The sequence below is a fragment of the Advenella kashmirensis WT001 genome (assembly GCF_000219915.2).
Classification (GTDB): Bacteria; Pseudomonadota; Gammaproteobacteria; order Burkholderiales; family Burkholderiaceae_B; genus Advenella; species Advenella kashmirensis.
Map to the genome: position 1 here is coordinate 2,174,473 of NC_017964.1, position 24,102 is coordinate 2,198,574.

General features: G+C 54.0%; 20 protein-coding genes, 1 tRNA gene and 4 pseudogenes. 5 read left to right on the top strand and 20 right to left on the bottom strand.

Annotated features, from left to right (window positions below; translation table 11 throughout):
* Nucleotides 1-7: 7 nt before the first annotated feature.
* Nucleotides 8-1,078 carry a glycerol dehydrogenase gene (locus TKWG_RS10155; protein WP_014750749.1) on the top strand — a complete coding sequence of 357 codons (1,071 nt, stop codon included), beginning with the start codon at nt 8-10 and terminating at the stop codon, nt 1,076-1,078.
* Between the two features lie 96 nt (nt 1,079-1,174).
* Here the strand turns inward: TKWG_RS10155 and TKWG_RS10160 are convergent, their stop codons facing one another.
* The 10 genes and pseudogenes from TKWG_RS10160 to TKWG_RS10200 form a co-directional block, all read right to left on the bottom strand.
* Complete coding sequence (locus tag TKWG_RS10160) at nt 1,175-1,942, bottom strand: SDR family oxidoreductase (protein WP_014750750.1); 768 nt, start codon at nt 1,940-1,942, stop codon at nt 1,175-1,177.
* Nucleotides 1,939-2,933: pseudogene (locus TKWG_RS10165) on the bottom strand (NAD(P)H-quinone oxidoreductase). The gene TKWG_RS10160 and the pseudogene TKWG_RS10165 overlap by 4 nt, the downstream one beginning before the upstream one ends.
* 25 nt (nt 2,934-2,958) lie before the next feature.
* Entirely contained in the window at nt 2,959-3,663 is a 705-nt protein-coding gene (locus tag TKWG_RS10170; protein ID WP_014750751.1) for an ABC transporter ATP-binding protein, read from the bottom strand.
* The gene (locus TKWG_RS10175) at nt 3,656-5,437 is read right to left on the bottom strand and encodes a branched-chain amino acid ABC transporter ATP-binding protein/permease (protein WP_014750752.1); all 1,782 of its coding nucleotides are present in this window, start codon (nt 5,435-5,437) and stop codon (nt 3,656-3,658) included. The genes TKWG_RS10170 and TKWG_RS10175 overlap by 8 nt, the downstream gene beginning before the upstream one ends.
* A 13-nt stretch (nt 5,438-5,450) precedes the next feature.
* A complete protein-coding gene (locus tag TKWG_RS10180; RefSeq protein ID WP_014750753.1) occupies nt 5,451-6,317 on the bottom strand; it encodes a branched-chain amino acid ABC transporter permease in 867 nt (288 codons plus the stop codon).
* 72 nt (nt 6,318-6,389) lie between these two features.
* Nucleotides 6,390-7,589 carry an ABC transporter substrate-binding protein gene (locus tag TKWG_RS10185; RefSeq protein WP_014750754.1) on the bottom strand — a complete coding sequence of 400 codons (1,200 nt, stop codon included), beginning with the start codon at nt 7,587-7,589 and terminating at the stop codon, nt 6,390-6,392.
* A 152-nt stretch (nt 7,590-7,741) separates the two neighbouring features.
* Nucleotides 7,742-7,996 (bottom strand): 2-oxo acid dehydrogenase subunit E2, encoded by a 255-nt coding sequence (locus TKWG_RS26500; protein WP_322786614.1) that lies wholly within the window; start codon nt 7,994-7,996, stop codon nt 7,742-7,744.
* Nucleotides 7,993-9,054 (bottom strand): dihydrolipoamide acetyltransferase family protein, encoded by a 1,062-nt coding sequence (locus TKWG_RS10190; RefSeq protein ID WP_322786615.1) that lies wholly within the window; start codon nt 9,052-9,054, stop codon nt 7,993-7,995. Before TKWG_RS10190 ends, TKWG_RS26500 begins: the two co-directional genes overlap by 4 nt.
* A pseudogene (locus TKWG_RS10195) lies at nt 9,054-11,236 on the bottom strand (alpha-ketoacid dehydrogenase subunit alpha/beta). Before TKWG_RS10195 ends, TKWG_RS10190 begins: the two are co-directional and overlap by 1 nt.
* A gap of 68 nt (nt 11,237-11,304) precedes the next feature.
* Entirely contained in the window at nt 11,305-12,051 is a 747-nt protein-coding gene (locus tag TKWG_RS10200) for an SDR family NAD(P)-dependent oxidoreductase (RefSeq protein ID WP_238534148.1), read from the bottom strand.
* 224 nt (nt 12,052-12,275) lie between these two features.
* Here TKWG_RS10200 and TKWG_RS10205 point away from each other — a divergent pair, with 224 nt between their 5' ends.
* Both TKWG_RS10205 and TKWG_RS10210 read left to right on the top strand, forming a co-directional pair.
* A complete protein-coding gene (locus TKWG_RS10205) occupies nt 12,276-13,013 on the top strand; it encodes an SDR family NAD(P)-dependent oxidoreductase (protein WP_014750758.1) in 738 nt (245 codons plus the stop codon).
* A 69-nt stretch (nt 13,014-13,082) separates the two neighbouring features.
* On the top strand, nt 13,083-13,847 hold the full coding sequence (locus tag TKWG_RS10210; protein WP_014750759.1) for a FadR/GntR family transcriptional regulator: 765 nt from the start codon (nt 13,083-13,085) through the stop codon (nt 13,845-13,847).
* A gap of 212 nt (nt 13,848-14,059) precedes the next feature.
* Here the strand turns inward: TKWG_RS10210 and TKWG_RS10215 are convergent.
* Nucleotides 14,060-14,136 (bottom strand) — tRNA-Pro (locus TKWG_RS10215).
* Between the two features lie 420 nt (nt 14,137-14,556).
* On the opposite strand from TKWG_RS10215, the gene TKWG_RS10220 reads away from it, so the two are divergent.
* Complete coding sequence (locus tag TKWG_RS10220; protein WP_014750760.1) at nt 14,557-14,997, top strand: hypothetical protein; 441 nt, start codon at nt 14,557-14,559, stop codon at nt 14,995-14,997.
* 108 nt (nt 14,998-15,105) lie between these two features.
* A pseudogene (locus tag TKWG_RS10225) lies at nt 15,106-16,260 on the top strand (alpha-hydroxy acid oxidase).
* Nucleotides 16,261-16,529: 269 nt separating this feature from the next.
* Here the strand turns inward: TKWG_RS10225 and TKWG_RS10230 are convergent.
* From TKWG_RS10230 to TKWG_RS10265, 9 genes and pseudogenes are all read right to left on the bottom strand, one after another.
* Nucleotides 16,530-16,919: a MerR family transcriptional regulator gene (locus tag TKWG_RS10230; RefSeq protein ID WP_014750763.1), complete on the bottom strand. Its 390-nt coding sequence runs from the start codon at nt 16,917-16,919 to the stop codon at nt 16,530-16,532.
* A gap of 40 nt (nt 16,920-16,959) precedes the next feature.
* Nucleotides 16,960-17,292 carry an integration host factor subunit alpha gene (locus tag TKWG_RS10235; RefSeq protein ID WP_014750764.1) on the bottom strand — a complete coding sequence of 111 codons (333 nt, stop codon included), beginning with the start codon at nt 17,290-17,292 and terminating at the stop codon, nt 16,960-16,962.
* A gap of 18 nt (nt 17,293-17,310) precedes the next feature.
* Nucleotides 17,311-17,637 (bottom strand): phenylalanine--tRNA ligase subunit beta-related protein, encoded by a 327-nt coding sequence (locus tag TKWG_RS27045; RefSeq protein WP_407636920.1) that lies wholly within the window; start codon nt 17,635-17,637, stop codon nt 17,311-17,313.
* A 75-nt stretch (nt 17,638-17,712) separates the two neighbouring features.
* Nucleotides 17,713-19,715: pseudogene (gene pheT / locus TKWG_RS10240) on the bottom strand (phenylalanine--tRNA ligase subunit beta); the annotation flags it as partial.
* A 43-nt stretch (nt 19,716-19,758) separates the two neighbouring features.
* Nucleotides 19,759-20,781, bottom strand: coding sequence for a phenylalanine--tRNA ligase subunit alpha (gene pheS, locus TKWG_RS10245; RefSeq protein WP_014750765.1), 1,023 nt, complete (start codon nt 20,779-20,781; stop codon nt 19,759-19,761).
* A gap of 65 nt (nt 20,782-20,846) precedes the next feature.
* Complete coding sequence (gene rplT / locus TKWG_RS10250) at nt 20,847-21,221, bottom strand: 50S ribosomal protein L20 (protein ID WP_014750766.1); 375 nt, start codon at nt 21,219-21,221, stop codon at nt 20,847-20,849.
* A gap of 13 nt (nt 21,222-21,234) precedes the next feature.
* Nucleotides 21,235-21,432: a 50S ribosomal protein L35 gene (gene rpmI / locus TKWG_RS10255; RefSeq protein ID WP_014750767.1), complete on the bottom strand. Its 198-nt coding sequence runs from the start codon at nt 21,430-21,432 to the stop codon at nt 21,235-21,237.
* 325 nt (nt 21,433-21,757) lie between these two features.
* A complete protein-coding gene (locus TKWG_RS10260) occupies nt 21,758-23,326 on the bottom strand; it encodes a YifB family Mg chelatase-like AAA ATPase (RefSeq protein ID WP_014750768.1) in 1,569 nt (522 codons plus the stop codon).
* A 267-nt stretch (nt 23,327-23,593) separates the two neighbouring features.
* Nucleotides 23,594-23,878 carry an accessory factor UbiK family protein gene (locus tag TKWG_RS10265; protein ID WP_014750769.1) on the bottom strand — a complete coding sequence of 95 codons (285 nt, stop codon included), beginning with the start codon at nt 23,876-23,878 and terminating at the stop codon, nt 23,594-23,596.
* Nucleotides 23,879-24,102: the final 224 nt, after the last annotated feature.

Below are 24,102 nucleotides of genomic sequence, written 5' to 3' on the forward strand. Positions count from 1 at the left end.
AGACAACATGTTGCGCGTATTTGGAAGCCCGAGCCGCTATATACAAGGCCCGGACGCTATTGAGGTGCTCGGCCAATCGGCTGCCCTGTTCGGGAGCCAGGCCGCATTGATTATTGATGGTTACGTACATGGCCTGATGGGTGACAAGCTCCATGCGCTATGCAGCGCGCATGGCGTGACCCTGCACGACATGGTGCTCAATAGCGATCTTACGCCGGAGGTCGTTGCATCCTTATGCAAGCAGGCGGCCGACGTCGCCCCGACCCTCGTGATTGCCGTCGGCGGTGGCAAATCGCTGGACGCGGGCAAAGCCGTTGCCCGGGCCATGCATTGCCATCTGATTACCGTGCCGACGGTCGCCTCTAACGATGCGCCCACCAGCAAGAACTACGTTTTGTATGACGCGCATCATCACTTGGTCGCAGTCGAACATATGCTGTTCAATCCAACCATGGTTCTTGTCGACACCGCACTCATTGCCACAGCCCCCGCGCATTTCTTCCGCGCCGGCTTGGGTGATGCGATCTCCAAGAAATTCGAAGCCGCCCAGTGTGCCCGCAATGACGGCAGAAATATGTTTGATGCCCGCCCAACGGCGACGGCACAATTGATTGCTGATGGATGCGCCAGGACGCTGCTTGAATTTGGTGAGGCTGCGCTCGAAGCCGCCGGTACAGGCGTGCCTACGCCGGCTTTCGAGCGCACGGTCGAAGCGTTGATCCTGATGAGTGGCCTGGGCTTTGAAAGTGGCGGACTCTCGCTGGCACACGCCTTAACGCGCGGGCTGCCACACATCACGGGCGTTGGCCCTGCGCTGCATGGTTTGCAAGTGGCGGTGGGTTTGCTGGTCCAACTCGATTTGGAAAATCGCGCGGACGATACGCTCGCCGAACTCAGGCAATGGTATGGTCGCGTCGGCTTGCCTACGACGCTACGCGAACTGGGTGCAACCAACATTGATCCCGCCCAGATTCAGGAGGCCGCGGCGCTGACGCTCAAAGCGAAACACGCAGCCAATTTTGACTACAAACTCAGCGTAGCGGATCTTAGCGCTGCGTTACTGCGACACGCAGGCTAGTCGCAAAACGCTCAGCAAATCAAATAGAACAAGGGCATCACCCATAAAGGTTGGGGATGCCCTGCTGGAGGTCGATAGCTGCGCTTTGATGCGCTGTTATGTCATAAGCCAGCCGCCCGCGACATCGAGCACTTGTCCCGTCACGAATCGGGCTTGATCGGAAGCGAAGAAAAGACAGGCATCGGCCACCTCTTCCGGGGTACCTAAGCGCCCTAGCGAGGTCACACGCGTCACCGCATCATTGATCTCCTGAGGGACTGATTTGAGCAACGGCGTGCTGATACGACCTGGTGCCAGCCCATTAACCGTAATATCAAACTCGCCCAACTCCGCCGCCCAATGACGCGTCAATCCCAACAGCCCGGCTTTAGTCGCCGCATAGTGGGCAGCAACAATGTCGCAGTAGGCTTTGCCCGCAACCGAGGACATGTTAATGACTCGACCTGCACGTTGCTGAACCATATGCGGCGTTGCCAGGTGCGTCATATAAAACACACTATTGAGATTGACGTCGACAACCTTGTCCCACTCAGCAGGCGGCATCTCATACACCCGCAATGCACGACCATTGGTCTTGGGCGAAATGCCCACGTTGTTGACCAGAATGTCGGCACCGCCCAATTCAGCGGTGATCCGTTCATAGGCACGTTGGCAAGCCTCGAAACTGGACACATCCGCATCCACGAAGGCTACCTTGTGCCCTTCGGCAGCAAGCTGGCTGGCAAACGCATGTCCGCGGGCCTGATCAACATCAATCATGCTCACCTGTGCACCTTGCGCGAGGAAGGTGCGAACAATCGCTGCACCTATCCCCCCTACTGCACCGGTTACGATGGCTGTTTTGCCGGTCAGTGCCATCGTCATTCGCGCACCTTCAGTACAATTTTGCCAATATGCTGGCTGCTTTCCATGAGGGTATGCGCTTGCGTGGCATCAGCCAATGGAAACTCGGCATGAATGACAGGCAGGCATTTACCTTGTTCCATCAGCGGCACCACATTCTCGATCAGGGCGGCAGCAATCTTACCCTTGTCTTCGTCGGAACGCGGGCGTAGCGTCGAGCCAGTGAAGGTCAGTCGCTTGGTCATGACGGGCATGGCATCAATGCTGGTTTTGCTCCCGTTTAAGAATGCAATTTGCACCAGGCGACCATCGATCGCCAGACTGCGAATGTTTTTGTTGATGTAATCGTCACCGACCATATCCAGAATAACATCGACACCACGGCCCTGCGTCTCTGCTTTGACAACAGCCTCGAAGTCCTCATCCCGATACAGGATAGTGCGTGTAGCGCCCGCCTGCTTGCAGGCATCCGCTTTTGCCTGGTTGCCCACGGTTGTCCAGACGGTCGCGCCAAATGCCTGCGCCAGTTGAATCGCTGTCAAACCGATACCGCTAGAGCCGCCGTGAATCAGAATGGTCTCCCCTGCTTTGAGTGCACCGCGCTCAAAAACATTCGTCCACACTGTAAAGTAGTTTTCAGGGATGCATGCAGCAGAGCGCAGATCAACGCCTTTGGGCACAGGCAGGCAATGCCGTTCATCCACGAGACAGTACTCAGCGTACCCAGCGCCTGCCGTTAAGGCACAAACCAGATCACCTACTTTTTTACCGGTGACGTCCGGACCCACGGCACAATGGTGCCGGACACCTCTAAACCCAGATAAGGTGAGGCTTCAGGCGGTGGCGCGTACAAGCCTGCCCGCTGTAATACCTCGGGGCGATTAACGCCGGCATAGGCCACTTCGATTTCGACTTGCCGGCCTGTCGGTGCCTGACGTGCACGCTTGGCGATATGCAAAACTTCCGGGCCGCCGCCCTCTCCATGATCGACAAATCTGAATGTTGCTGCCATCTGATAATCCTTTGATAATGTCATATCAATGTCCTAAATAGGCGCGCTTGACATGGGGGTCATTTAAGAGTTCCTGGCCAGTGCCCGCACGAACAATGGTGCCGTTTTCCAGCACGTAACCGCGATCGGCCAGACGCAGCGTTCGGAACACGTTTTGCTCAACCAGTAATACAGTCACACCGTGTGACGTCACGTTGCGAATAACGTCGAACATCTGCTGTACTAACAAGGGGGACAAGCCAAGCGAGGGCTCGTCAAATACCAGTAATTTTGGATCCGCCATCATACCGCGGGCGATGGCAACCATCTGCTGCTCTCCGCCCGACAACGAACCCGCAAACTGCGACAAACGCTCTTTGACGCGCGGAAAAATCTGCAGCACTTCATCCAGCTTGTCTTTCACAATGGGACGAGCAGCACGTTTGTAAGACCCCATCAGGAGATTGTCTTTCACGGTAAAGCTCGGGAAAAGCTGACGCCCTTCAGGAATCATCGTAATACCGGCATCGACAATTTGCGCGGCCGTATGATTCGTCAGATCGACACCCTCGAACTCAACCGTACCTTCCGTCACGGGAATAGCACCGCAAAGCGCTTTCAGTGTCGTGGTCTTACCTGCACCATTGGCACCGATCACGGTGACGATCTCTCCCGCATTGACTTCAAAATTCAGGCGATTTAGTACTTGGGTTTTGCCGTACCCAGACGTCAAGTTTGTTACTTTAAGCATCGTTGTAATCCTTGCCCAGGTACGCTTCGATCACAGCAGGGTTTTCGACAACCTCCTGCGGTGGGCCACTGACCAGTACAGCACCCTCGTTAATCACAATAATTCGATCAGACAGCGCCATCGTGGCCTGCATCATGTGTTCAATCAGCAAGATCGATACCCCCGAATCCCGAATGCGACGGATCATCTGAATCGCTTTCTCGATGTCAGTCGGATTCAAACCAGCCATTACCTCGTCAAGCAGCAATACCTTGGGATCTGTGGCAAGGGCACGGGCGATTTCCAACCGCTTCATACCACCCACTGTCAAATTACGAGCCTCCGTTCCCAGAGCGCTCTCCAGATCCGTTTGCCTGGCAACCCGCAAGGCAATTCGCTCAGCCTCGTCTCGACTAGAAGTACGAATGAACGCACCGAGCATGATATTTTCAAGTACCGTCAGCCCCGTAAATGGCTTGGCGATCTGGAACGTACGCCCCATCCCTTTATGTGCCAACTCATTCGGCGTCGTGCACTTGACCCATGTCCCGCTACGATCAAGCAACGTAATCGTGCCTTTATCCTGCGCCAGAAAGCCCGACAGCAGATTGAATACAGTCGTCTTCCCTGCTCCGTTAGGCCCGATCATGCCCAGGATTTCATTGCGATAAAGCGTCAACGACACATCGTTTGTTGCCCGCAAGCCACCGAAATTTTTAAACAGATTCTCTGCTTTCAGCACCGGTGTGCTGCGATCAAGAACATGTTTTTCAGAGGAAACGTCTTGCGCTTCCGCTTTTGCTGGACGCGTACCCAGATAGGGCAAGCGATTGAGCAATTTTTCGACCATCGGTCCGAAAGCACCCGCTAAGCCACGAGGAATCACCAGCACAACAACAACCAGCATCACCCCATAGACTAGACCGTGCATGCCGTTACCCATAGCACTAAGCCAGCCACGTGCCAACTCAGCGATGGGTAGCACGAGAAACGTCCCGGCAATAGGGCCCGCTACCGTGCCCAGGCCACCAATCAACGCAAACATGGCAATTTGAATCGACAGTTCCAGCGAGAAGGCTGAGCTGGGATCAACAAACGTAAGATACGTAATATGGAACGTACCAATGATGCTGGTCAGCATGGCCGATATGACTGCTGCCATGATTTTCATATTGGCGGTGTGAACACCCACGGCACGCGCCGCATCTTCGCGCTCACGAATCGCGATCAGGTAATGGCCCATTCTGGATTTGCGAATAAACCAGGATACCCACAGCACGACCAGGAATATGCCAAAAGCGATAATCACGTAATTGATTTTTTGGCGAAAAACCATCCATGTCCAGCCAATATTCAATGGCAAACTGATACCGCTTGAACCGCCCGTCCAGCCTTCCTCGTGAATAACGAGTAACCGCACAACTTCAAGAATGGCAATGGTGGATAACGCAAAAAACGGGCCTTTTAATCGCAAGGTTGGGTAACTGATGACGACCGCGACCAAGCCCGACACCAAGGCTCCGGCAAACATCCCAATCCACGGCGGAATGCCGAAGTTTGCACCCAGCAGCACAGCGGTATAGCCGCCAATACCGTAAAACACGGCATGACCGAGCGACAATTGGCCCGCGTAGCCACCGACAATATTCCACGCGGTACTCAGCGCAGCGAAAACAAACAGCAAGACAAACAGGTTCGTCCAAAAAGACGTACCCATAACCACGGGTACGAGAAACATAACGGCCAGCAAAATGAGGCTGACATAAGCTTTAGGGCTACGAAAATCCGGAAACACGTCTCTCTCCTTATTATTCTGTGCTGGTGCCGAACAAACCATTCGGACGCAAGACGAGGATCAGCAAAAAGATCCCGAAGTAGACGACTTCCTTCAAGTCGGGCGCAATGTAATATCCAGCCATGGTATCTACCACACCGATAATCAGCGAGCCCGCCACCGCGCCATACAAGCTACCCAAACCACCCAAGACCACAATCACGAATGCCGTCAGCACAAAATACGTGCCGACGGTAGGAAATACGGGATATTGCGGTGCCAGCAGGCTTGCAGCAATGCCGACAAATGCCGTGCCCAAACCAAATGCGATGCAATACACTGCATTGACGTTAACGCCCATCAGCAACGCCGCATAGCGATGCTGCGCGACGGCGCGCAATGCCCGACCCAAGTACGTCCGGTGCATAAAGACATGCAATAAAATGGCCAGCACAATAGCCGTAATAAACGTAATGAGCTGCCCCGACACGACAGAGAACCCACCGAGCGAAATCGCATGCGTACCCAATTCGGCGGGAGCCCGATAGACGTTTGCACCAAAGACGACCAACGCAAGGTTGAGCAAAATCGTGGAGACACCGACCGTCGCAAAAATCTGAATATGTTCATCCGCATTAAGCAGCGGCTGAATAATGCATTTTTGAGTCAATGCGCCCAGCGCAAATAGCACCAGAGCTACTGGAACCAAACCCACATAAGGGTGAACGCCCAACTGCGTGGCGATCAAATAAACCAAATACATGCCGATCATCAAGAACTCGCCATGCGCGAAATTCACTACCCGAACCACTCCAAATATCAGAGTTAGCCCCAAGCTGATGATGATATATGCGCCGCCCAACAACAAGCCGTTGATAAGCAGCTGAATGAAAATATCCATCTGTGCAATCCCATAACCTATTGCAGTTTGGGTACCCAATAACAGTACCCAAACTGCAGTTCAACGCTGTTATTATTTCTTGAAAACGGGCTCGCCTTGAGCCATGTTTTTAGGTGATATCGTCACGAGCTTGCCATCTTGCCACTGCATGACGTAAAAGCTTGATGCTTTGTTTTGACCATCCTCGCCGAAATCGAAACCCCAGCCGTTAGCGGTTTCGCTTCCCGATTTTTTATAAGCAAGCACGGCGGCACGAATGTCTTCTGCCTCTGTTGATTTGGCCTTGGCCATCGCATCAAAAAAAGCCTTGGCGCCCACGTAGTTGGTCAGACTATGACCCGACTGCGGGTCACTTTTATAGGCACTGCGATAGGCTTCCAGAAATTTATCCAAGCCGGGTGCATTGGCCGGGTTGATGGATGCCTGTGGGAAGTCCAGGTCAAACACACCATTCATACCTGCGCCCACTGCCTTGGCCGTATCCGCCAACGAGTATCCGCCACCTGCACCAATCACCACCTTGGGGTTGAACCCAGCGGACTTGGCCTGATTAAAATACAGAATGGCATCGTTCTGATATGCCGTCTGCAATACGACGTTAACGCCAGCGCCTTTCAAACGCAGGATCAACGAAGAAAGATCAACGGTCTTGCTTGAATAAGGCAGCACTTGTGCAACCTTGTAGCCTAACTCTTGCGCTCGCTGCTTTTCAGTCGCGGCCACGTCGGTACCGTAAGGGCCGTCTTCGTGGATGATACCGATCACGATATCTTTTTTATCCAGTTCCATCCCGGGAGCGACGATATCGTTCAACGCATCCACAACCGCCACACCATAGGCTGCAGTGTTTGGATTGCTACGGTATAGATTTTGGTAACCGCGGGTGGTGATCTTGTGAGCCGTCGCGCCCAGTTCGAAATACGGCACACCCGCCAATTCAGTGACCGGTGACGCCGCGTACGAAATACCTGAAGCGTAGCTACCAAACACCGCTTTTACATCAGCAGAAGTCAGACGCTTCGTTTCCGATACGGCTTGCGTCGGGTCGACTGCGTCGGCCTTCATAATCACAATTTTCTCGCCGTTCAATCCACCTGCGGCATTCAGTTCGTTGACGGCCAGCTCAAGACCGCGATAGCTCTCCTGACCCAGCAGCGCCAGCGCACCGCTAAAAGGAAATACGGCCCCCACTTTGACATCAGCCGATGCCATACTGCTGGCTAGTACGCCGCAAGCACCCAATACAACAGCTAATTTCTTGATTTTAAACATTGTCTCTCTCCTGTATATACCTGCGATAAAAAGGGCTTTCCCTTGATACGGCATGGGAATTTAGAATATATGATATATGAAATATAGTCGGTAAGTGAGTCTAGTTGACATGCATCATTTGCGAATCGGGGATTTCCCTATATGAACATCACTCATAACAAAATTCTCACTGGATGCTCAATCAGTTGATGAAAAGCCGCCAACCATGTCGCTGCCACCGCGCCATCCACCGCACGGTGATCGACCGACAACGTCACCGTCATCACCGAGGCGGCAACAATCGCGCCATCGTCATCGACGACTGCGCGTTTCTCGGCAGCCCCCACCGCCAGAATGCAAGCCTGCGGCGGATTGATGATGGCAGCAAAATTTGCAACACCATACATACCAAGATTGCTGACCGTCATTGAACACCGGTGTATTGCGCGGGCGACAATCGATGCTCGCGCGCGTCGGTGGCTAAAGCGGCAATCTCGGTGGATACGTAACGCAAGGTCTTTACATCAGCCTGGCGCACGATAGGCGTCACCAATCCACCTTCCGTCGCTACAGCCACCGCAATATCGGCAGTCTGATGGTGAATCAGCGCATCATCGTCCCAACTCACGTTGACCGCTGGCACTGCCCGCAATGCCAACGCCGCTGCACGAACGATAAAGTCATTGACCGAAACGCGCTGCGCGCCATCCCCTGCAATCTCACGTCGCAACGCCAACAAGGCATCCATACGACAATCGCGCGACAGATAGAAATGCGGAATGGTTTGCTTACTTTCAGAAAGGCGTCGGGCAATGGCGCGTCGCATAGACGTGTGCGCTGTTCGCTGGGTCTCACCCTGCACACCCTGCACACCCTGCACCCCCTGCGATGCCTGTGATCCAGCCGGCGATGCCGTCTGCTGTGTCGCAGGGGCTAGCGACGCGACAGCATGGCTCACTGCGGTTCGCGCAGCACGCTGCACATCGTCTTTGAGAATGCGACCTCGAGGCCCGCTTCCAATGACGTGACGCAAATCGATCTGATGCTCAGCGGCAATACGCCGCGCTGCAGGGCTAGACAAAAGACGTCCGGACTGTACTGGCTCGGAAGACGCATTCTGCGTGACCACCTCTTCAACAACTGATGCTGGATTCGTCGGCGCCGTTGTTGCGGAAACGGTAGTTGCGGGAGCCGCGGTCACTTCACCCTCAGCCAAGGCTCGCTCAACCTCATCCTCGCCCTCTCCTTCGGTAATCAGCACACCTAATATCGCATTCACCGCCAGCTGGGCCGGCCCGGCCGGTGCCACGATGCGCGCTAATACCCCGGCGTGCTCCGCAGCAATCTCGACCACCGCTTTGTCGGTCTCGATCTCGGCAATCGCATCTCCCACGGCGACCATATCACCCTTCTGCTTGAGCCATTGTGCAATCGCCCCCGTGGCGCTATCAGCAGCGACCGCTGGCATTTTAATGAGTTGAGCCATTATGTCTGACTCCCTAAATCGGCCAGCACATCCCGCAGCCCCTCGACGACCTCTTCGACACCCGCGAATGCGGCACGTTCAAGTACCTTTGAAATACTCGGCGATGCCTCACCGCCCGTCACACGTTTGACCGGCTGATCCAGCCAGTCAAACAGGCGTCGTTGAATTTCGTCCGACAGCATCGCACCGTAAGACGTACCCCGTGCGCCCTGCTCTACGATCAGCACACTATTGGTTTTACGAACGCTATCGCTGATGGTATCCCAGTCCAAACTTGCGCGATCGAGGGTTCGCAAATCAATCACTTCGGCATCAATCCCGAGTGTTTCGATCGCCTGCAGTGTTTTTTCGACCATGGCCGAATAAGTCAGCACGGTGACTTTGCTACCCTGGCGACGCACGCTGGCGCGACCGAAAGGAATAAAGTAGTCAAGATCATCTGTTGGGATTTCGTCCGCAGAAGCGTAAAGATCAACGTGCTCAATCACCAAGACGGGATCACGTGAAAGTAGCGCCGTGTTCATTAAGCCGATATAGTCGTAGGCCGTCGCCGGGGCAATAATGCGCCAGCCCGGTGCCGTGGCCATGATCCCAGCTGGATCCATCGAATGCTGGGATCCGTACCCCGTGCCCATCGCTATCTTGGTGCGTAACACCAGAGGAACATCAATGTCACCACCAAACATGTGGCGTGCCTTGCCGATTTGATTAAAAATCTGATCAGCAGCCACCCACATAAAATCAGGATACATGAATTCAACAATCGGTCGATAGCGGCCATCCATCGCCAAACCACCGCCCAGGCCAGCAAAAGCATTTTCCGAAATCGGGGTACCCAGCACGCGATCAGGGAATAGTCTTTGAGTCCACGTGTTGCGCCGTTCGTGCCGCCTTTGAGGCGATGCACGTCTTCGCCCAATACAACAATACCCGCATCCGTTTCCATGCGTCGCGCCAACACATCTGCAATCGCATCAACAAACTTGCGAGTGGTGGTGGGACCGCGATAATCACCGGCCTCTTGCAGGCGCACACCATCGAGCTCCGTGCCATCGCTACGCAGACCCACATCGCGAAAATCAGCGCGTGGCCACAGATCCTGACGTACCTGGCGCTTGCCACCCTCGGTGGGCTCCGTCAGCTCGTCTGCAATACGCCGCATGATTGCTTTACAGCGTGCGCGTAAGGCAGCGATCTCTTCTGCAGTAATCAACTGCCGTTTCACCATTTCATCTGCAATACGCAGCAGAGGATCACGAGTCCGCCATTGTGCCTCCTCATCCTTACTGCGGTAGCCAAACGCACTACCCGGGAAAGGACCATTTTGATGAAAGAAGCGGTACACATCAGCTTCGATAATTGTTGGCCCACCACCGGATCGCATATACGCCAGCGCTTCAGTCATGGCAGTGTGTACGGCCAACGGATCCATGCCATCGACCTTCCAGGCCGGAATATTGAACGCCTGACCGCGGGCCGAAAGTCTTGGTTCTGCGGTCGCCTCTTCGACTGTCGTGGACACCGCATAGCGATTGTTCTCGACAAAGAAACACAATGGCGTCTTCCAGGCCGCACTCAGGTTCATCGTCTCGAGCACAGATCCGATATTGATCGCACCATCACCAAAATACGTGACGGCGACCCGATCCGTCCCGGCATGATGATGCGCCCATGCAGCACCGGCCGCTAACGGCACACCACCGCCCACAATTGCATTCGTTCCCAACGCACCTGCCTCCAACCAGCGCAGATGCATGGAGCCACCGCGACCCCGACAGAACCCTTGAGCCAGACCCATAATTTCAGCCAGTGTCTTTTGCAACACCACTTCAAACTCAGCCGTGGGCGCAGCACGTGGGTCCAGCCCGTCCGGCGCGACATGCTGCAGCGCCTTGGCCAGGAACTGGTGATGACCTCGATGCGAACCATTGATCTGATCGCCGGCACTCAATGCCAGAATGGAACCCACCGCGCCGCCTTCTTGCCCAATCGACGAGTGCGCAGGTCCATGTACCAGACCGGCGGCAGCCAGATCCAGTACCGTTTCCTCAAAGGCACGTATCCAGTGCAGCTGCGTCAACATGGTCGCCAATAACATAGGCGAGGCGGCTTTCCAATCCTCGGTCGATACCGTGATTTCCTGCCAGGCCGCATATGAGTGCAGCGGTTGATACATCGTCATAACGAAAACTCCAAGATCCGGCAATACAAATTAAAGATAAGCGTTGCGACTCCAGCCGCCATCCGCCACTAAAGTGTGTCCTGTGACAAATGCCGATTTCGTGCCAGCCAGAAACAACGCCATCTCGCAATCTCATCGGCCGTACCTAACCGGCGTAGCGGCGTACGCTCGACCAGTTGATCAATCTGCAAGCGGCCGCGCTTGTGCAAATCCCTTAGTAAATCCGTGTCGATATAGCCGGGCGCCAGTGCATTGACCCGAATACCCAATTTGCCCCACTCCAAAGCCAGCGTTTCGGTCAGCATCACCACGGCACCTTTGGTCGCGCAATACGCGGCACGGTCGGGTGCAGCAACCACGCCGTACATGGATGACATATTCACGATGCTGCCTGCGCCCTGCGCCACCATCCGACGTCCGGCCGCCTGGGCGCAGAAAAAAACACCATTCAGGTTGATATCCACGGCGCGATGCCACTCTTGCTCGGTGACGTCCAGGGTGGGTTTGTTAGCAGATATACCCGCGTTATTGATCAGCACATCAACCCTGCCATATGTCCTATCTATAGCGGCAAAAGCATCACTAACCGCTTGCGCATCCGAGACCGATGCCTGCAAAGCCAGCGCTTTAGCGCCGAACTCACGCAATGACGCACAGGCGAGATCAAGCGCGCGGGCATCAATATCCAGCAACGCAATGCGAGCGCCTTCGCGCGCAAAAGCCTGCGCACAGGCAAACCCAATGCCTTGCGCCCCGCCCGTTATCACTACGACCTGATCCGTCAGCCCATGGGCTGACGACGCTACTTGACTCAAAATGGCCTCCTGCCTGATCACTCCGTCTAGCCGAAAGCTCCCTGGGTAATGCCAGCGACGATTCGCACTAGTTTTTGGTGTGCTTTACATTTGTCTGATAACTTTTTAATTGTTGCCTGACATATAATATGTGAAACACATTTCATGTGTCAATGATATTGTGAGCACTTGCGAGTGCTCCCCTGCAGAAAAACACGTCAACGCGCACCAAACAGGAGATAGCAGTGATTTCGTTTGATAAAAAAGTAGCCTTCATCACCGGTGGTGGAACCGGGATTGGCCTGGCTACAGCCCAATTAGTGGCCGACCATGGTGCGACCATCGTGCTCGCAGACATTGATCAGAAGGCACTCGACCATGCCGTCGTGAGCCTGGCTGCGCATTCGGACCGAGTGCTGTGCCTGCGCATGGATGTCAGCGATGCCACCGCTTGCACCGATGCCATTGAACGCGCCGCCCAAACGTTCGGGAAGATCGATTTTCTGGTGCATTGTGCGGGCATTTATCCTAGCGCATTGGTCAAAGACACCAGCGATGCCGATTGGCTAAGGCTGATGAACATCAATCTGAACAGTACTTTTTTTCTGTGCAGAGCGGTGCAAAAGCATTTATCTGAACAAGGCGCAATCGTACTGCTAGGATCGCTCGCAGGACATCGTGGCAGCTATTCCCACGCCGCCTATGCTGCGACCAAAGGGGCTACCTTCTCTTTTGCTCGCAGCCTGGCAATGGAGCTGGCGCCCCACGTACGCGTGAACGTGGTATCGCCCGGTATTATCAAGACAGCCATGACGCGCGACCTGCTGGGAGAAAAAGGCGATCTGCTATTGGCTGCCACCCCGCTTGGTCGGCATGGTACGGTGAACGATATAGCAGGTACTATTGCATTTTTATGTTCGCCGCTCGCCGCCTTTATTACCGGCGAAACAATACAGGTCAATGGTGGTTTGTACATGTCATGACTCAAGCAAACCAAGCCATCACGCCAGAGTCGACTCAACCATGCCATCACCCGAAATATGTGCCCTCAAATGACTGACCCACACGCCACAATCAACGCAACCGCCACTGACACGACAAGCGCGCCGCCGGGCAAGCCTTCCCTGTCGGCTGACTTGGCAAAACACATTGCCGAGCAGATAGAGCGCGGCGTACTGGCGCCAGGTGATCGACTCCCTACCGAGAAAGTACTCGTGGAAACGCATGGTGTAAGCCGTGCCGTCGTACGCGAGGCAATTGCTCGGTTAAAGTCACAGGGGCTCGTGAACTCGCAACGCGGCAGCGGCGCGTTCGTCAACGAAAAAGTGCAAAGCAGTGCGTTCCGTATTGGTTCGATTAGCGCGTTAGATAGTCAAGAGCTTGAACATATCCTTGAACTCATGCTGTCCATTGAAGGTACTGCCGCCCGATTAGCCGCCACGCGCCGCACAGAAGACGATCTCAAACGTATTCGCAAAGGCTTGATCGGCATGGAATACGCCATCCTGAACGACCAACTTGGCGACGACGAGGATTATGCCTTTCATCTTGCCATTGTTCAGGCGACCCATAATCCGCATCTGATCGCGCTCAATGACTACCTGGAAACTAGCGTGCGGCACGTTATTCGCAGCGCGCGACGCAATACGGCTCAGCTCTATGCACAGCGAATGGTCGCCGTTCAAGCCGAACATCAACTCATTTTTCAGGCAATCGAAGCAGGTGATGCACCGGCCGCCGCCGCAGCCGCTGAAGCACATTTACGCTATGCGGCTGAGCGCCTGCGCCTGTATGCAAGTGATGATGTGACAGACTAATTGGATACGCAGGCTGCAACGGCTAACGCAATCTTCCTGGCAAAGTCTCGATCTAACGGTGGTCGAATGCGGGCCGTATAAATATTCGACATTGCCCGAAGGGGCTTGTGCAGTAAGCCTCGAGAATGCAGCGGTCCTATTTTTGTGAAGCCTGTAGACAACAAAAAAGGACTTGCCGATTTCTCGTAAGTCCTTAAATGTATTAGATGTATTGGTCGGAACGGAAGGATTCGAACCTTCGACCCCTTGCACCCCATGCAAGTGCGCTACCAGGCTGCGCTACGCCCCGACAATCTTGATACTTAACTTAAGCAACATATGCTTGGCATGCCAATAAAAACACGCTTTGCATACGATCTAAGCTAAGTCGTGCATCATAGCATTGTGACGATTTTTTTCAATTACCCACATGTGCTTTGTTGAAAAATTCAGTAAGCGATTGATGCATTCCTGCGACATCCACCATGTGGCGGCCTTTGAAAACACCGCAGCGTTCAGCGTTGCGGTTCTCGTCGTTCCGCTAAAGCCCACCCCTATGTCATGACGCTCGGTACACAGCTGGCGCATTCCTCCGCGTAACCGCAAATATTTCAGCCGGCATCAAAACGGCTGTTTCCGGGATTTTTATGTTTACACTGATTTAGCTATTCAGGTTTTTATGCGCATATGAGAGTAAATGCGTCTGGATCGCTTTATAAGGAGTATCAGAATGAACACACAGTTTTCCATCCGCCACATTCAAACGTTTCTGGCCACCTCGGCTCTGGCTTTGGGCTTGACGATTGGTTGCGCCAGCACCGTATTTGCTCAGGTGCAGCCGCAAAGTTATGAATCAATCCAATATATTACGGGCGGCATCGGCAACGCCGAACAGAATGAAATGAAAAGCGCAGAGAAGGATTACAACCTGCACATGACGTTTTCTGCAGTCAAGGATCAGGCCTTCCTGTCCGATGTTGCCGTGCAAATTGTTGATAAAGACAACAAGAAAATATTTGATGCTGCAAACACCGGGCCCTATCTCAATGTAAAGTTGCCTGACGGCAAATATGAGTTGACCGCCACGTACAAGGGCGAAACCCGTAAGCATGCATTTACGCTTGCCAAAGGTAAGACCGAAAAATCGGTATTGCGCTGGCCAACTGAATAAATGCCGCAGTTGTCGTTTTTTTAATTTTAAGGGTGAAGAGACTGTGGTTTCTTCACCCTTATCCGTATAATTGACGCTATTGTTTGTTTTCCTGGAAATGAAAAAATAATGGCTGATCTTACCAAAATCACCTGCCTGGACGATCTGCAACGTATCGCGCGGCGTAAAGTTCCAAAAATGTTTTACGACTATGCCGATTCAGGTGCATGGACTGAATCCACGTATCGCGCCAACCAGGAAGATTTTCAGAAAATCAAGTTTCGTCAGCGCGTCGCCGTCAATATTGAAAACCGCAATTTGCGCAGCAAAATGCTGGGGCAGGATGTTGCCATGCCGGTCGCACTGGCGCCTACCGGCTCCACTGGCATGCAGCACCCCGATGGGGAAATTCTTGCTGCCCGTGCTGCAGAAAGATTTGGCGTACCCTTTTGCCTGTCCACCATGAGCATTTGCTCCATTGAAGACATTGCCGCCCACACCTCTGCCCCCTTCTGGTTCCAGCAATACATCATGCGGGATCGGGACTTCAATGAACGCTGATCGACCGTGCCAAGGCTGCAAACTGCTCAGCCTGGTGGTTACACTCGATTTGCAGGTGCTTGGCCAGCGCCACAAAGACATCAAAAACGGTCTTTCTGCCCCGCCCAAACCAACCATCCCGAATCTGCTTAACCTGGCGTTAAAGCCAGAATGGGTATGGAAAATGTCCCGAACCCAACGCCGCACTTTTGGCAATATTGTGGGACACGCCAAGGGTGTGGATGATTTATCTTCACTTTCGTCCTGGACCGCCGAACAGTTTGATCCCAGCCTGAACTGGAATGATATCGAGTGGATCAAAAACCGCTGGGGTGGCAAACTGGTGCTCAAGGGCATTCTGGATCCGGAAGATGCACGACTGGCAAAGGAAACCGGCGCCGACGCCATTGTTGTATCAAACCACGGCGGCCGCCAGCTTGATGGCGCCCCGTCCGCCATTTCCATGCTGCCCTCGATTATGCAGGCTGTCGGTACCGACGGTCCCGAAGTCTGGCTGGACAGTGGTATACGTTCCGGGCAGGATGTGCTTCGCGCGATTGCGTTGGGCGCCAAAGGCACCATGATCGGCCGTGCCTTTCTGTATGGCTGGGTGCTTACGGAGAAGAAGGCGTCACCAGAATCCTGCAGATTATCCGCAATGAACTGGATATCACGCTCGGGTTCTGCGGACAAACAGATATCAATAAAGTGACTGCGGATATTCTGCTTTCCCAGCAGCGGTAACCGACAAGCGCCTATGGCATGCATATTGCCAAAAAGCAAAAACCGTGATTCACATAACGTCAATCACGGTTTTTTTGTGCCTGTGCTTTTTGTTACTATAGCGGCCGGCTAGCGATGCAATCGGCGTGGGTGCATATAGTAACTGCCCGGTTTAATCGATCTAACGACAAGACCTAATCGGAAGATCTAACGGAAGATCTAACGGAAGATCTAAACTTAACTCAAGACCTAAGAAATTTGACAGCAGATTTAGCCACCCAGGCAGTGAATCAGGGTGCGACCATTTGATCGAAAATCTTCATGACGCTGTTCAGTTCCGAGCGGATATATTGCAGATCCTGCGCAGACAGACGAACGGCGGCATCCTGATCGTGCTGGGCATCCCGGCCGTCGCTCAAGCGATTGCGCGCGCCACTGATGGTAAACCCCTGTTCATAGAGCAGATCACGAATTTTGCGAATAAGCAGCACTTCGTGATGCTGATAGTAACGGCGGTTGCCCCGGCGTTTGACCGGGTTCAGTTGTGTAAACTCCTGTTCCCAGTAACGCAGAACATGTGGCTTGACGCAGCACAGCTCGGATACTTCACCGATGGTGAAGTATCGCTTTGCCGGAATCGGAGGCAACGCAGTGATGGAAGGTATTTCAGTCTGATTCATGCGCAGATTGTAAACCCAAACCGTCTTTTAAGGAACTACTTTAATCGATGAGCGTAAGATCAGGATTATACTCATCACCCTGCTCTACGATCCCCTTGAGCTTCTGGCTTGCGTGGAAGGTAACCACCCGACGGGCAGAAATTGGGATAACCTCGCCCGTCTTGGGATTGCGACCCGGCCTTGCAGGCTTGTCTCGCACCTGAAAGTTGCCAAAACCAGACAGCTTGACCGAATCGCCTTTAGCGAGCGACTCCCGGATTTCCTCGAAAAAGGTATCCACAATATCCTTGGCCTCCCGTTTGTTCAATCCGACGCGCTCAAACAGCAATTCCGCCAACTCTGCCTTGGTTAAGGTATTGTTTTCTTCCAACATGCTCTTTCCCTTCCTGTTCTATCTTTTACGAACGCCATGCTTTTGAACCAGCAATTCAAGCGCTGCGTTCATGCACTGGTCTACACGTGTGTCTTCCAAGGTTGCCGCCGGATCCTGCAACGTAAACCGCAAGGCCAGACTACGCTCCTGCTGCTGCGAATTGGGATCCTTCCAGACATCAAATAATGCAATATCCTTAATAATATCAAGGAATTGCCCATCTTGCTGATTATTCTCCAATGTGTCAAGCAAGTCCTGCAATTTCAGCGTGACAGGCGCCCAAATGGCCAGATCGCGAAATACAGCAGGCTGTCGTGCCACTTCGGTATAGCGTGCGAACTGCATGTGCTGCAGCGCAACAACATCAAGCTCAAATACCACGGGCGGATGAACCAGTTCGTTGTCCTGCACCCACTGCGGATGCAGTTCACCAACAAAACCGATCAGTTGTCCGTTGAGCAGAACATTTGCACTGCGTCCGGGATGCAGAGCCGGATGGTTCACCGGCTCAAAACGCAGGTGATTTGCCCGCTGGCTGCACAGGCGTTCAATATCATTTTGACGTCAAAAAAATCTGTCTGGCGCACGGGCAAACCCCACTGCTCCGGTTCTGCAGGGCCCCATGCCGCACCGGCAAGGTGCAGCGGCTGACGCACGCCAGCCACGGTCAGATCACCGTCGCTGACAGCACTGTCGCGGATAAAGATGCGGCCCAGCTCAAAAACCCGGACCCGACTCTGCTGCCGTTTCTGGTTATATTGAATGTTTGCGATCAGGCCGCCGATCAGGCCCGAGCGCATGGCTTCGAGCTGACTGGCAATGGGATTGAGCAATACGATCGGGTCGGTATTGCCCATGTAATTGATTTCCCAGTCTTTCTGCACAAAACTGAAATTGACCACCTCCTGGTAGTCCAGCGCCGCCATAAGGTGGCGCAACTGGTGTTCGGAGCGATGTGTCTCCTTCGTAGGCAGCATTGTGGCCGATGTTTTCGGCGGATTGCTGGGAATATTCTCGAATCCGTAAATGCGGGCAACCTCTTCGATCAGGTCTTCTTCTATTTCCAGATCAAAGCGGAATGAAGGCGGAATAACGGAAAATACCCCGTCTTGTTCTGTAAATTGAAAATTCAGTTTGGTAAAGACGTCGCGCACGTGTACATCGGTAACCGGAATGCCCAGCACCTTGCGGCAACGGGCAAGACGCATGGCCACTGCGGGGCGTGCCGGTAGCGCAACACTTTGATCGCTGACCGGACCGGCCTTGCCACCACAGATTTCAAGAATCAGGCTGGAAATATACTCAATGTGCTCAACGACGTTCTGGAAATCCACGCCGCGCTCAAAACGGTGGCTGGCTTCGGAACTGAATTTGTAGCGGCGCGCGCGCCCGGCGATGGCATCAGGAAACCAGAAAGCGGCTTCCAGATAAATATCGGTTGTATCCAGGGAAACCGCGGTAGCCGCACCGCCCATAATGCCGGCCAGGCTTTCGATGGTCTCGCCAGCGGCGATCACGCCCACATCGGGCGCCAGTTCCACTGTCTGATCATTCAGCAGTGTCAGGCTTTCCCCTTCTTTTGCCCAGCGTACGGTAAGCCCGCCATTGATTTTGGCCAAATCAAACACATGGGTAGGTCGACCCAGTTCCAGCATGACGTAATTGGAAATATCCACCAGTGCCGAAACTGAACGCTGGCCAGCGCGTTCCAGACGGCTTTTCATCCAGTCGGGCGTGGCGGCACGGGCATTAACGCCGTGAATAATCCGACCCGCGAAACGACCGCACAGATCCGGCGCCTGGACAGTAACCGGCAGCGTATCCTGATGCGTGACGGCCACCGGCTTGCAAACCGGCTCGGTCAGTGCTGCACCAGTCAGCGCACGCACTTCACGCGCCACGCCCAGAATGGACAGGCAATCGGCACGATTGGGCGTGAGTTTGATTTCGAAAATGGTATCGTTCAAGTCCAGCGCGCTGCGAATATCCTGTCCGACTTTTGCGTCGGCGTCCAGCTCCAGCAAGCCGCCATGGTCCTGGGACAGGCCCAGTTCACGCGCAGAACATAGCATGCCGAACGAATCTTCACCGCGCATGCGCGCTTTGCTGATCTTGAAATCACCGGGAAGGACCGCACCGATCCGCGCCAGCGGCACTTTCAGCCCTTGGGCGGCGTTCGGTGCGCCACAGACAATCTGCAACGGCTCACCCGAGCCGTCATCCACGGTACAAATGCGCAGTTTGTCAGCATTGGGATGGGCACGCACAGCTGTGATGTGGGCCACGACAATCCCCGAAAATGGCGGTGCGACGGGCGCGGTCCCCTCAATCTCAAGACCGGCCATGGTCAGCATGTGCGCCAGCTCGTCGGTGGAAATCGATGGGTTAACGAAGGATCTTAACCAGGATTCAGGAAATAACATGATGTCTTTTTCTAGGTTCAAATAGGGAGTTAAAGCGTGAAAGTCAGCGATTGAACTGACGCAGGAAACGCAGGTCTCCCTCGTAGAACTGCCTCAGATCGTTCACGCCATAGCGCAACATCGTCAGGCGCTCAATGCCTGATCCGAACGCGAATCCGATGTATTTTTCGGGATCCAGTCCGAAATTGCGTACGACCTCCGGGTGCACCTGGCCTGAACCGGAAATTTCCAGCCAACGTCCCTGGTTGGGGCCGGAGGTGAACATCATGTCGATTTCTGCTGAGGGCTCGGTGAACGGGAAAAAAGAAGGACGAAACCGCACGCTCAGGTCGTCGGTTTCAAAAAAAGCTTTCAGAAAATTCGTATACACCCCTTTCAGATCGGCAAAAGAGATGTCTTCTGCAATCCACAGACCCTCGACCTGGTGAAACATGGGGGAATGGGTAGCGTCGCTGTCCACGCGATAAGTACGGCCCGGCGCAATCACTTTGATTGGCGGCTTGTGCATGCGGGCGTAACGCACCTGCATGGGACTGGTATGGGTGCGCAACAGAAAAGGCAAGCCCCCGGCGTCGTTCATATCCACGTAGAAAGTGTCCTGCATGGAGCGCGCAGGATGATTCTCCGGATTATTCAAGGCAGTAAAGTTGGTCCAGTCATTTTCGATTTCCGGGCCGTCGGCCACATCGAAACCGATGCTATGGAAAATTTCTTCAATACGCTGCCATGACTGGATGACTGGATGAACACCGCCCATGGAGCGGCCTCTGCCGGGCAAGGTGACATCAATGGTTTCCGCAGCAAGGCGCTGATTCAATTGATCACGCGCGAACTGTTCGCGACGCGCGTTGAGCAACGATTCAATTTGCTGCTTGACACGGTTGATGCGGGCGCCTTCGGCTTTCTTCTGATCAGGCGGCAGCTGTGCCAGCCCTTTCATAAAACCGGTTATAACCCCGTTTTTCCCAAGAAATTTTGCCTTTTCGTTTTCAAGCGAAGCCGAATCGGTTGCATGTTCGAATTTGTCTTTGGCCTGAAGAATCAGATCGTCCAGCGATTGCGTCATGAAATTACCATTCTTGAAATAACAAACGGGACCCGAAACGAGCCCCGTTTGTATACAGCACAAATTTAAATCGTCAGTGGATCAGGCGCCCAGGCAGATTTGGCCTGTTTGACAACGGCGGCAAAACCAGCCTTGTCGTGGACAGCCATATCGGCCAGAACCTTGCGGTCCAGTTCAATAGCGGCCTTTTTCAGTCCGGCGATAAATACACTGTAGGTCATGCCGTTTTCACGGACTGCCGCGTTGATACGCGTAATCCAAAGAGCACGGAATGTACGTTTCTTATTGCGACGGTCACGATATGCATACTGACCAGCACGCATGACAGCCTGTTTGGCAATACGGAACACATTGCCGCGGCGACCACGATAGCCTTTGGCTGCAGCAATAACTTTTTTGTGACGAGCACGTGCGGTAACACCGCGTTTTACGCGAGGCATAATCTAACTCCTATCAAGCAAAAGGCATCATGGCTTTTACTGAAGCCACGTTGGATTCGTGAACGGCTGTCGTGCCGCGCAGATGACGTTTGTTTTTCGTGGTTTTCTTTGTCAGAATGTGGCGTTTGAAAGCCTGACCACGCTTGATAGAACCGCTACCGCGTACGATAAAGCGCTTGGAAGCACTTTTCTTGGTTTTCATTTTGGGCATAACTGATACCTGCAAATGTGGATAAAAGGTGCCTAATAACCGTTTATTAAGACTTTGCTGACCCGTATCCGTTTTTCCCGTCACGATCCGCTCGAACGCCCGGTCAACTGTTCTATTTCCGGGTTACCCGGAAAACCAGCTCTCCGTGGCGCCTACGGCCTGCGGGAAACTATTGATTATACGATGATTTTTCTCCAACTGCCAGCAATTAAGTGAGCAAAACCGGAGAGAATTCGATCAATTGGCAATAAATGTGGTGACCAGGCGACGGATTATCCATCTATCGGTCCATTGCCTGCTCATTTTCAGGCTGCCCGCTCGGTGGCTAACGGGTCAATTGCTGGCGAAACGACATGGCTTCAGTCAAATCGGCTACGCGAATCTGACTGGCTTCTGCCATATCGGCGATCGTGCGGGCCACGCGCAGCACCCGGTGAACAGCTCTGGCAGACCACCCCCAATATCTGCCAGCCCTGGCCAGCAATTGCGCCGCTTCGGGATCAGTACAGCAGACCTGATCCATCAGATCCGGCGTCAGCAGCGCATTCAACCTGCCCTGGCGCTGCAACTGTCGTTCATGACAACGCATCACACGCTGTCGCACGACCGCGGAAGGCTCAGACGCGGGCAACTGCTGCCAACCCTGCTCCGGCGGTGTCAACTGCAACAGCATATCCATGCGATCCAGGAACGGCCCCGACAATCGGGCGCGGTAGCGTTCAATTTGTTCGGGCGTACAACGGCAGGATCGGTGTGTGCTGCCCAGGTAACCGCAGGGACATGGGTTCATGGCAGCAACCAGCTGAAAACGGCAAGGATAGCTTACCGAGCGATTGGCGCGAGCAATGTGGATTTCCCCGGTTTCCATGGGCTCGCGCAAGGCTTCCAGGACATGCCGCTGGAATTCGGGCAGCTCGTCCAGAAACAGAACGCCGTGATGGGCCAGGCTGATCTGGCCAGGCCGTGGATTGGCCCCGCCACCAATGAGCGCTGCCGCAGAGCTGGAATGATGCGGCGCACGCATCGGTACTTTTCGGGAAAATCGGGGCGTACGCTGCTGCAGGCTATGGATCGCCGCCACTTCTATGGCGGCATTTTCATCCAATGGCGGCAAGATTCCTGGCAATCGCTGCGCCAGCATACTTTTGCCTATGCCGGGTGGCCCCGACATCAGCAAGCCATGGCTGCCGCTGGCAGCTACCTCCAGCGCACGGCAGGCCACCTGCTGTCCGCGTACATCGGATAAACAAAGTTCAGGTGCCTCGTCGCCGCCCTGACACTGCGAGCTCTCGGGGCGTACCTGAGGTACCGTTTTGGCCGGTGCCAAGATTGCCGTTTCGTCCAGATGTTCAGCCACTTCCCGCAGTGTGCGAGCGCCTATGACCGTCAGGCCAGGCACGACGGCAGCCAGCCGGGCATTCTCAACAGGCAAAATAAGAGTGGGCTGGCCATCCGCGTTCTCGGCCCGCTCAGGTTGACCTGCCCTGGCCGTGGCAAGCGCAATTACCAGCGGCGCAGCTACGGATACCAGCGCACCGGTAAGTGACAATTCACCCGCAAAGACAATGCCGGGCAGTATCTGCCGAGCCATTTTGTCGGGCAAAACCAGTTGTCCCGAAGCCAGCAGCACGCCCAGCGCAATCGGCAGATCGAACCTGCCGGACTCTTTGGGAATGTCGGCTGGCGCCAGATTTGCAGTTAATCGTCCAGCCGGAAAAGTATAGCCACTACTTAAAATGGCCGAACGCACCCGCTCCCTGCTCTCGCGAACGCCGGCGTCCGGTAACCCGACAATGGTAAAGGACGGCAACCCCTGGGCGAGATGCACTTCAACAAACACTTCTGGCGCGTGCATACCGCAAAGCGCCCTGCTGGCCAACACTGCTAAGCTCATCTGATTCTCCTGAATGCACCAAGGCATTCTGGCAGAAAGCAGGCAAGGCCGCTGTTATTGCAGGATAGACTGATCTATGGTGAGAACTGACGGCTCCACTCTGTGTTACGCATAACCTACTGGAGCTGGTAGCCAACCTAACCCAATCCGGTCACCCTGGCCCACCCCATCAGCACCGAACCATACTGCCTGGCGCATAAGTCAGATGACGCGCTGGCAGCCCTAATAAAAAGTGACACCCAGTGGGCTACCGTCTATATTGTTAGCTTAGTCGACAACCGGGCCTGTATGGGTGCTTGTCGCAGACGGTGTAGTGATACCTGCTTTTTCCTCCAGCAGACGAACCCGGGACTCGAGCTCGAACAGACGTTCGCGCAATTTTGCCGATAAGGCAACCTGCACATCAAATTCTTCGCGAGTTACCAGATCCAGCCGGGAAAACCCCTGAGCCATGAATGCTTTCACATTCTTTTCTATATCTGCCGCCGGACTGTTCTTGATCAATTCCTGAATATTTTTCTGAAAATCTTCAAATAACTGATTCGATTTCATGATTGTGATTCCTGTATGCATACGGGCACCAGTGCCGCGTCCTGTTCTTCATATTGTACACATTTGCCATTGCAAACTTTGTGCGACACAAGCTTAAAGCAACGTTCCACGTTTAATACATTACACAGTACTTACCGTCGCACCTGACAGGACATAACCATAACCGGTAACCCCAAAAGGCGTGAGCGCCGGTTACAGGTAATCGTAGACAGTTACGCTCAGGC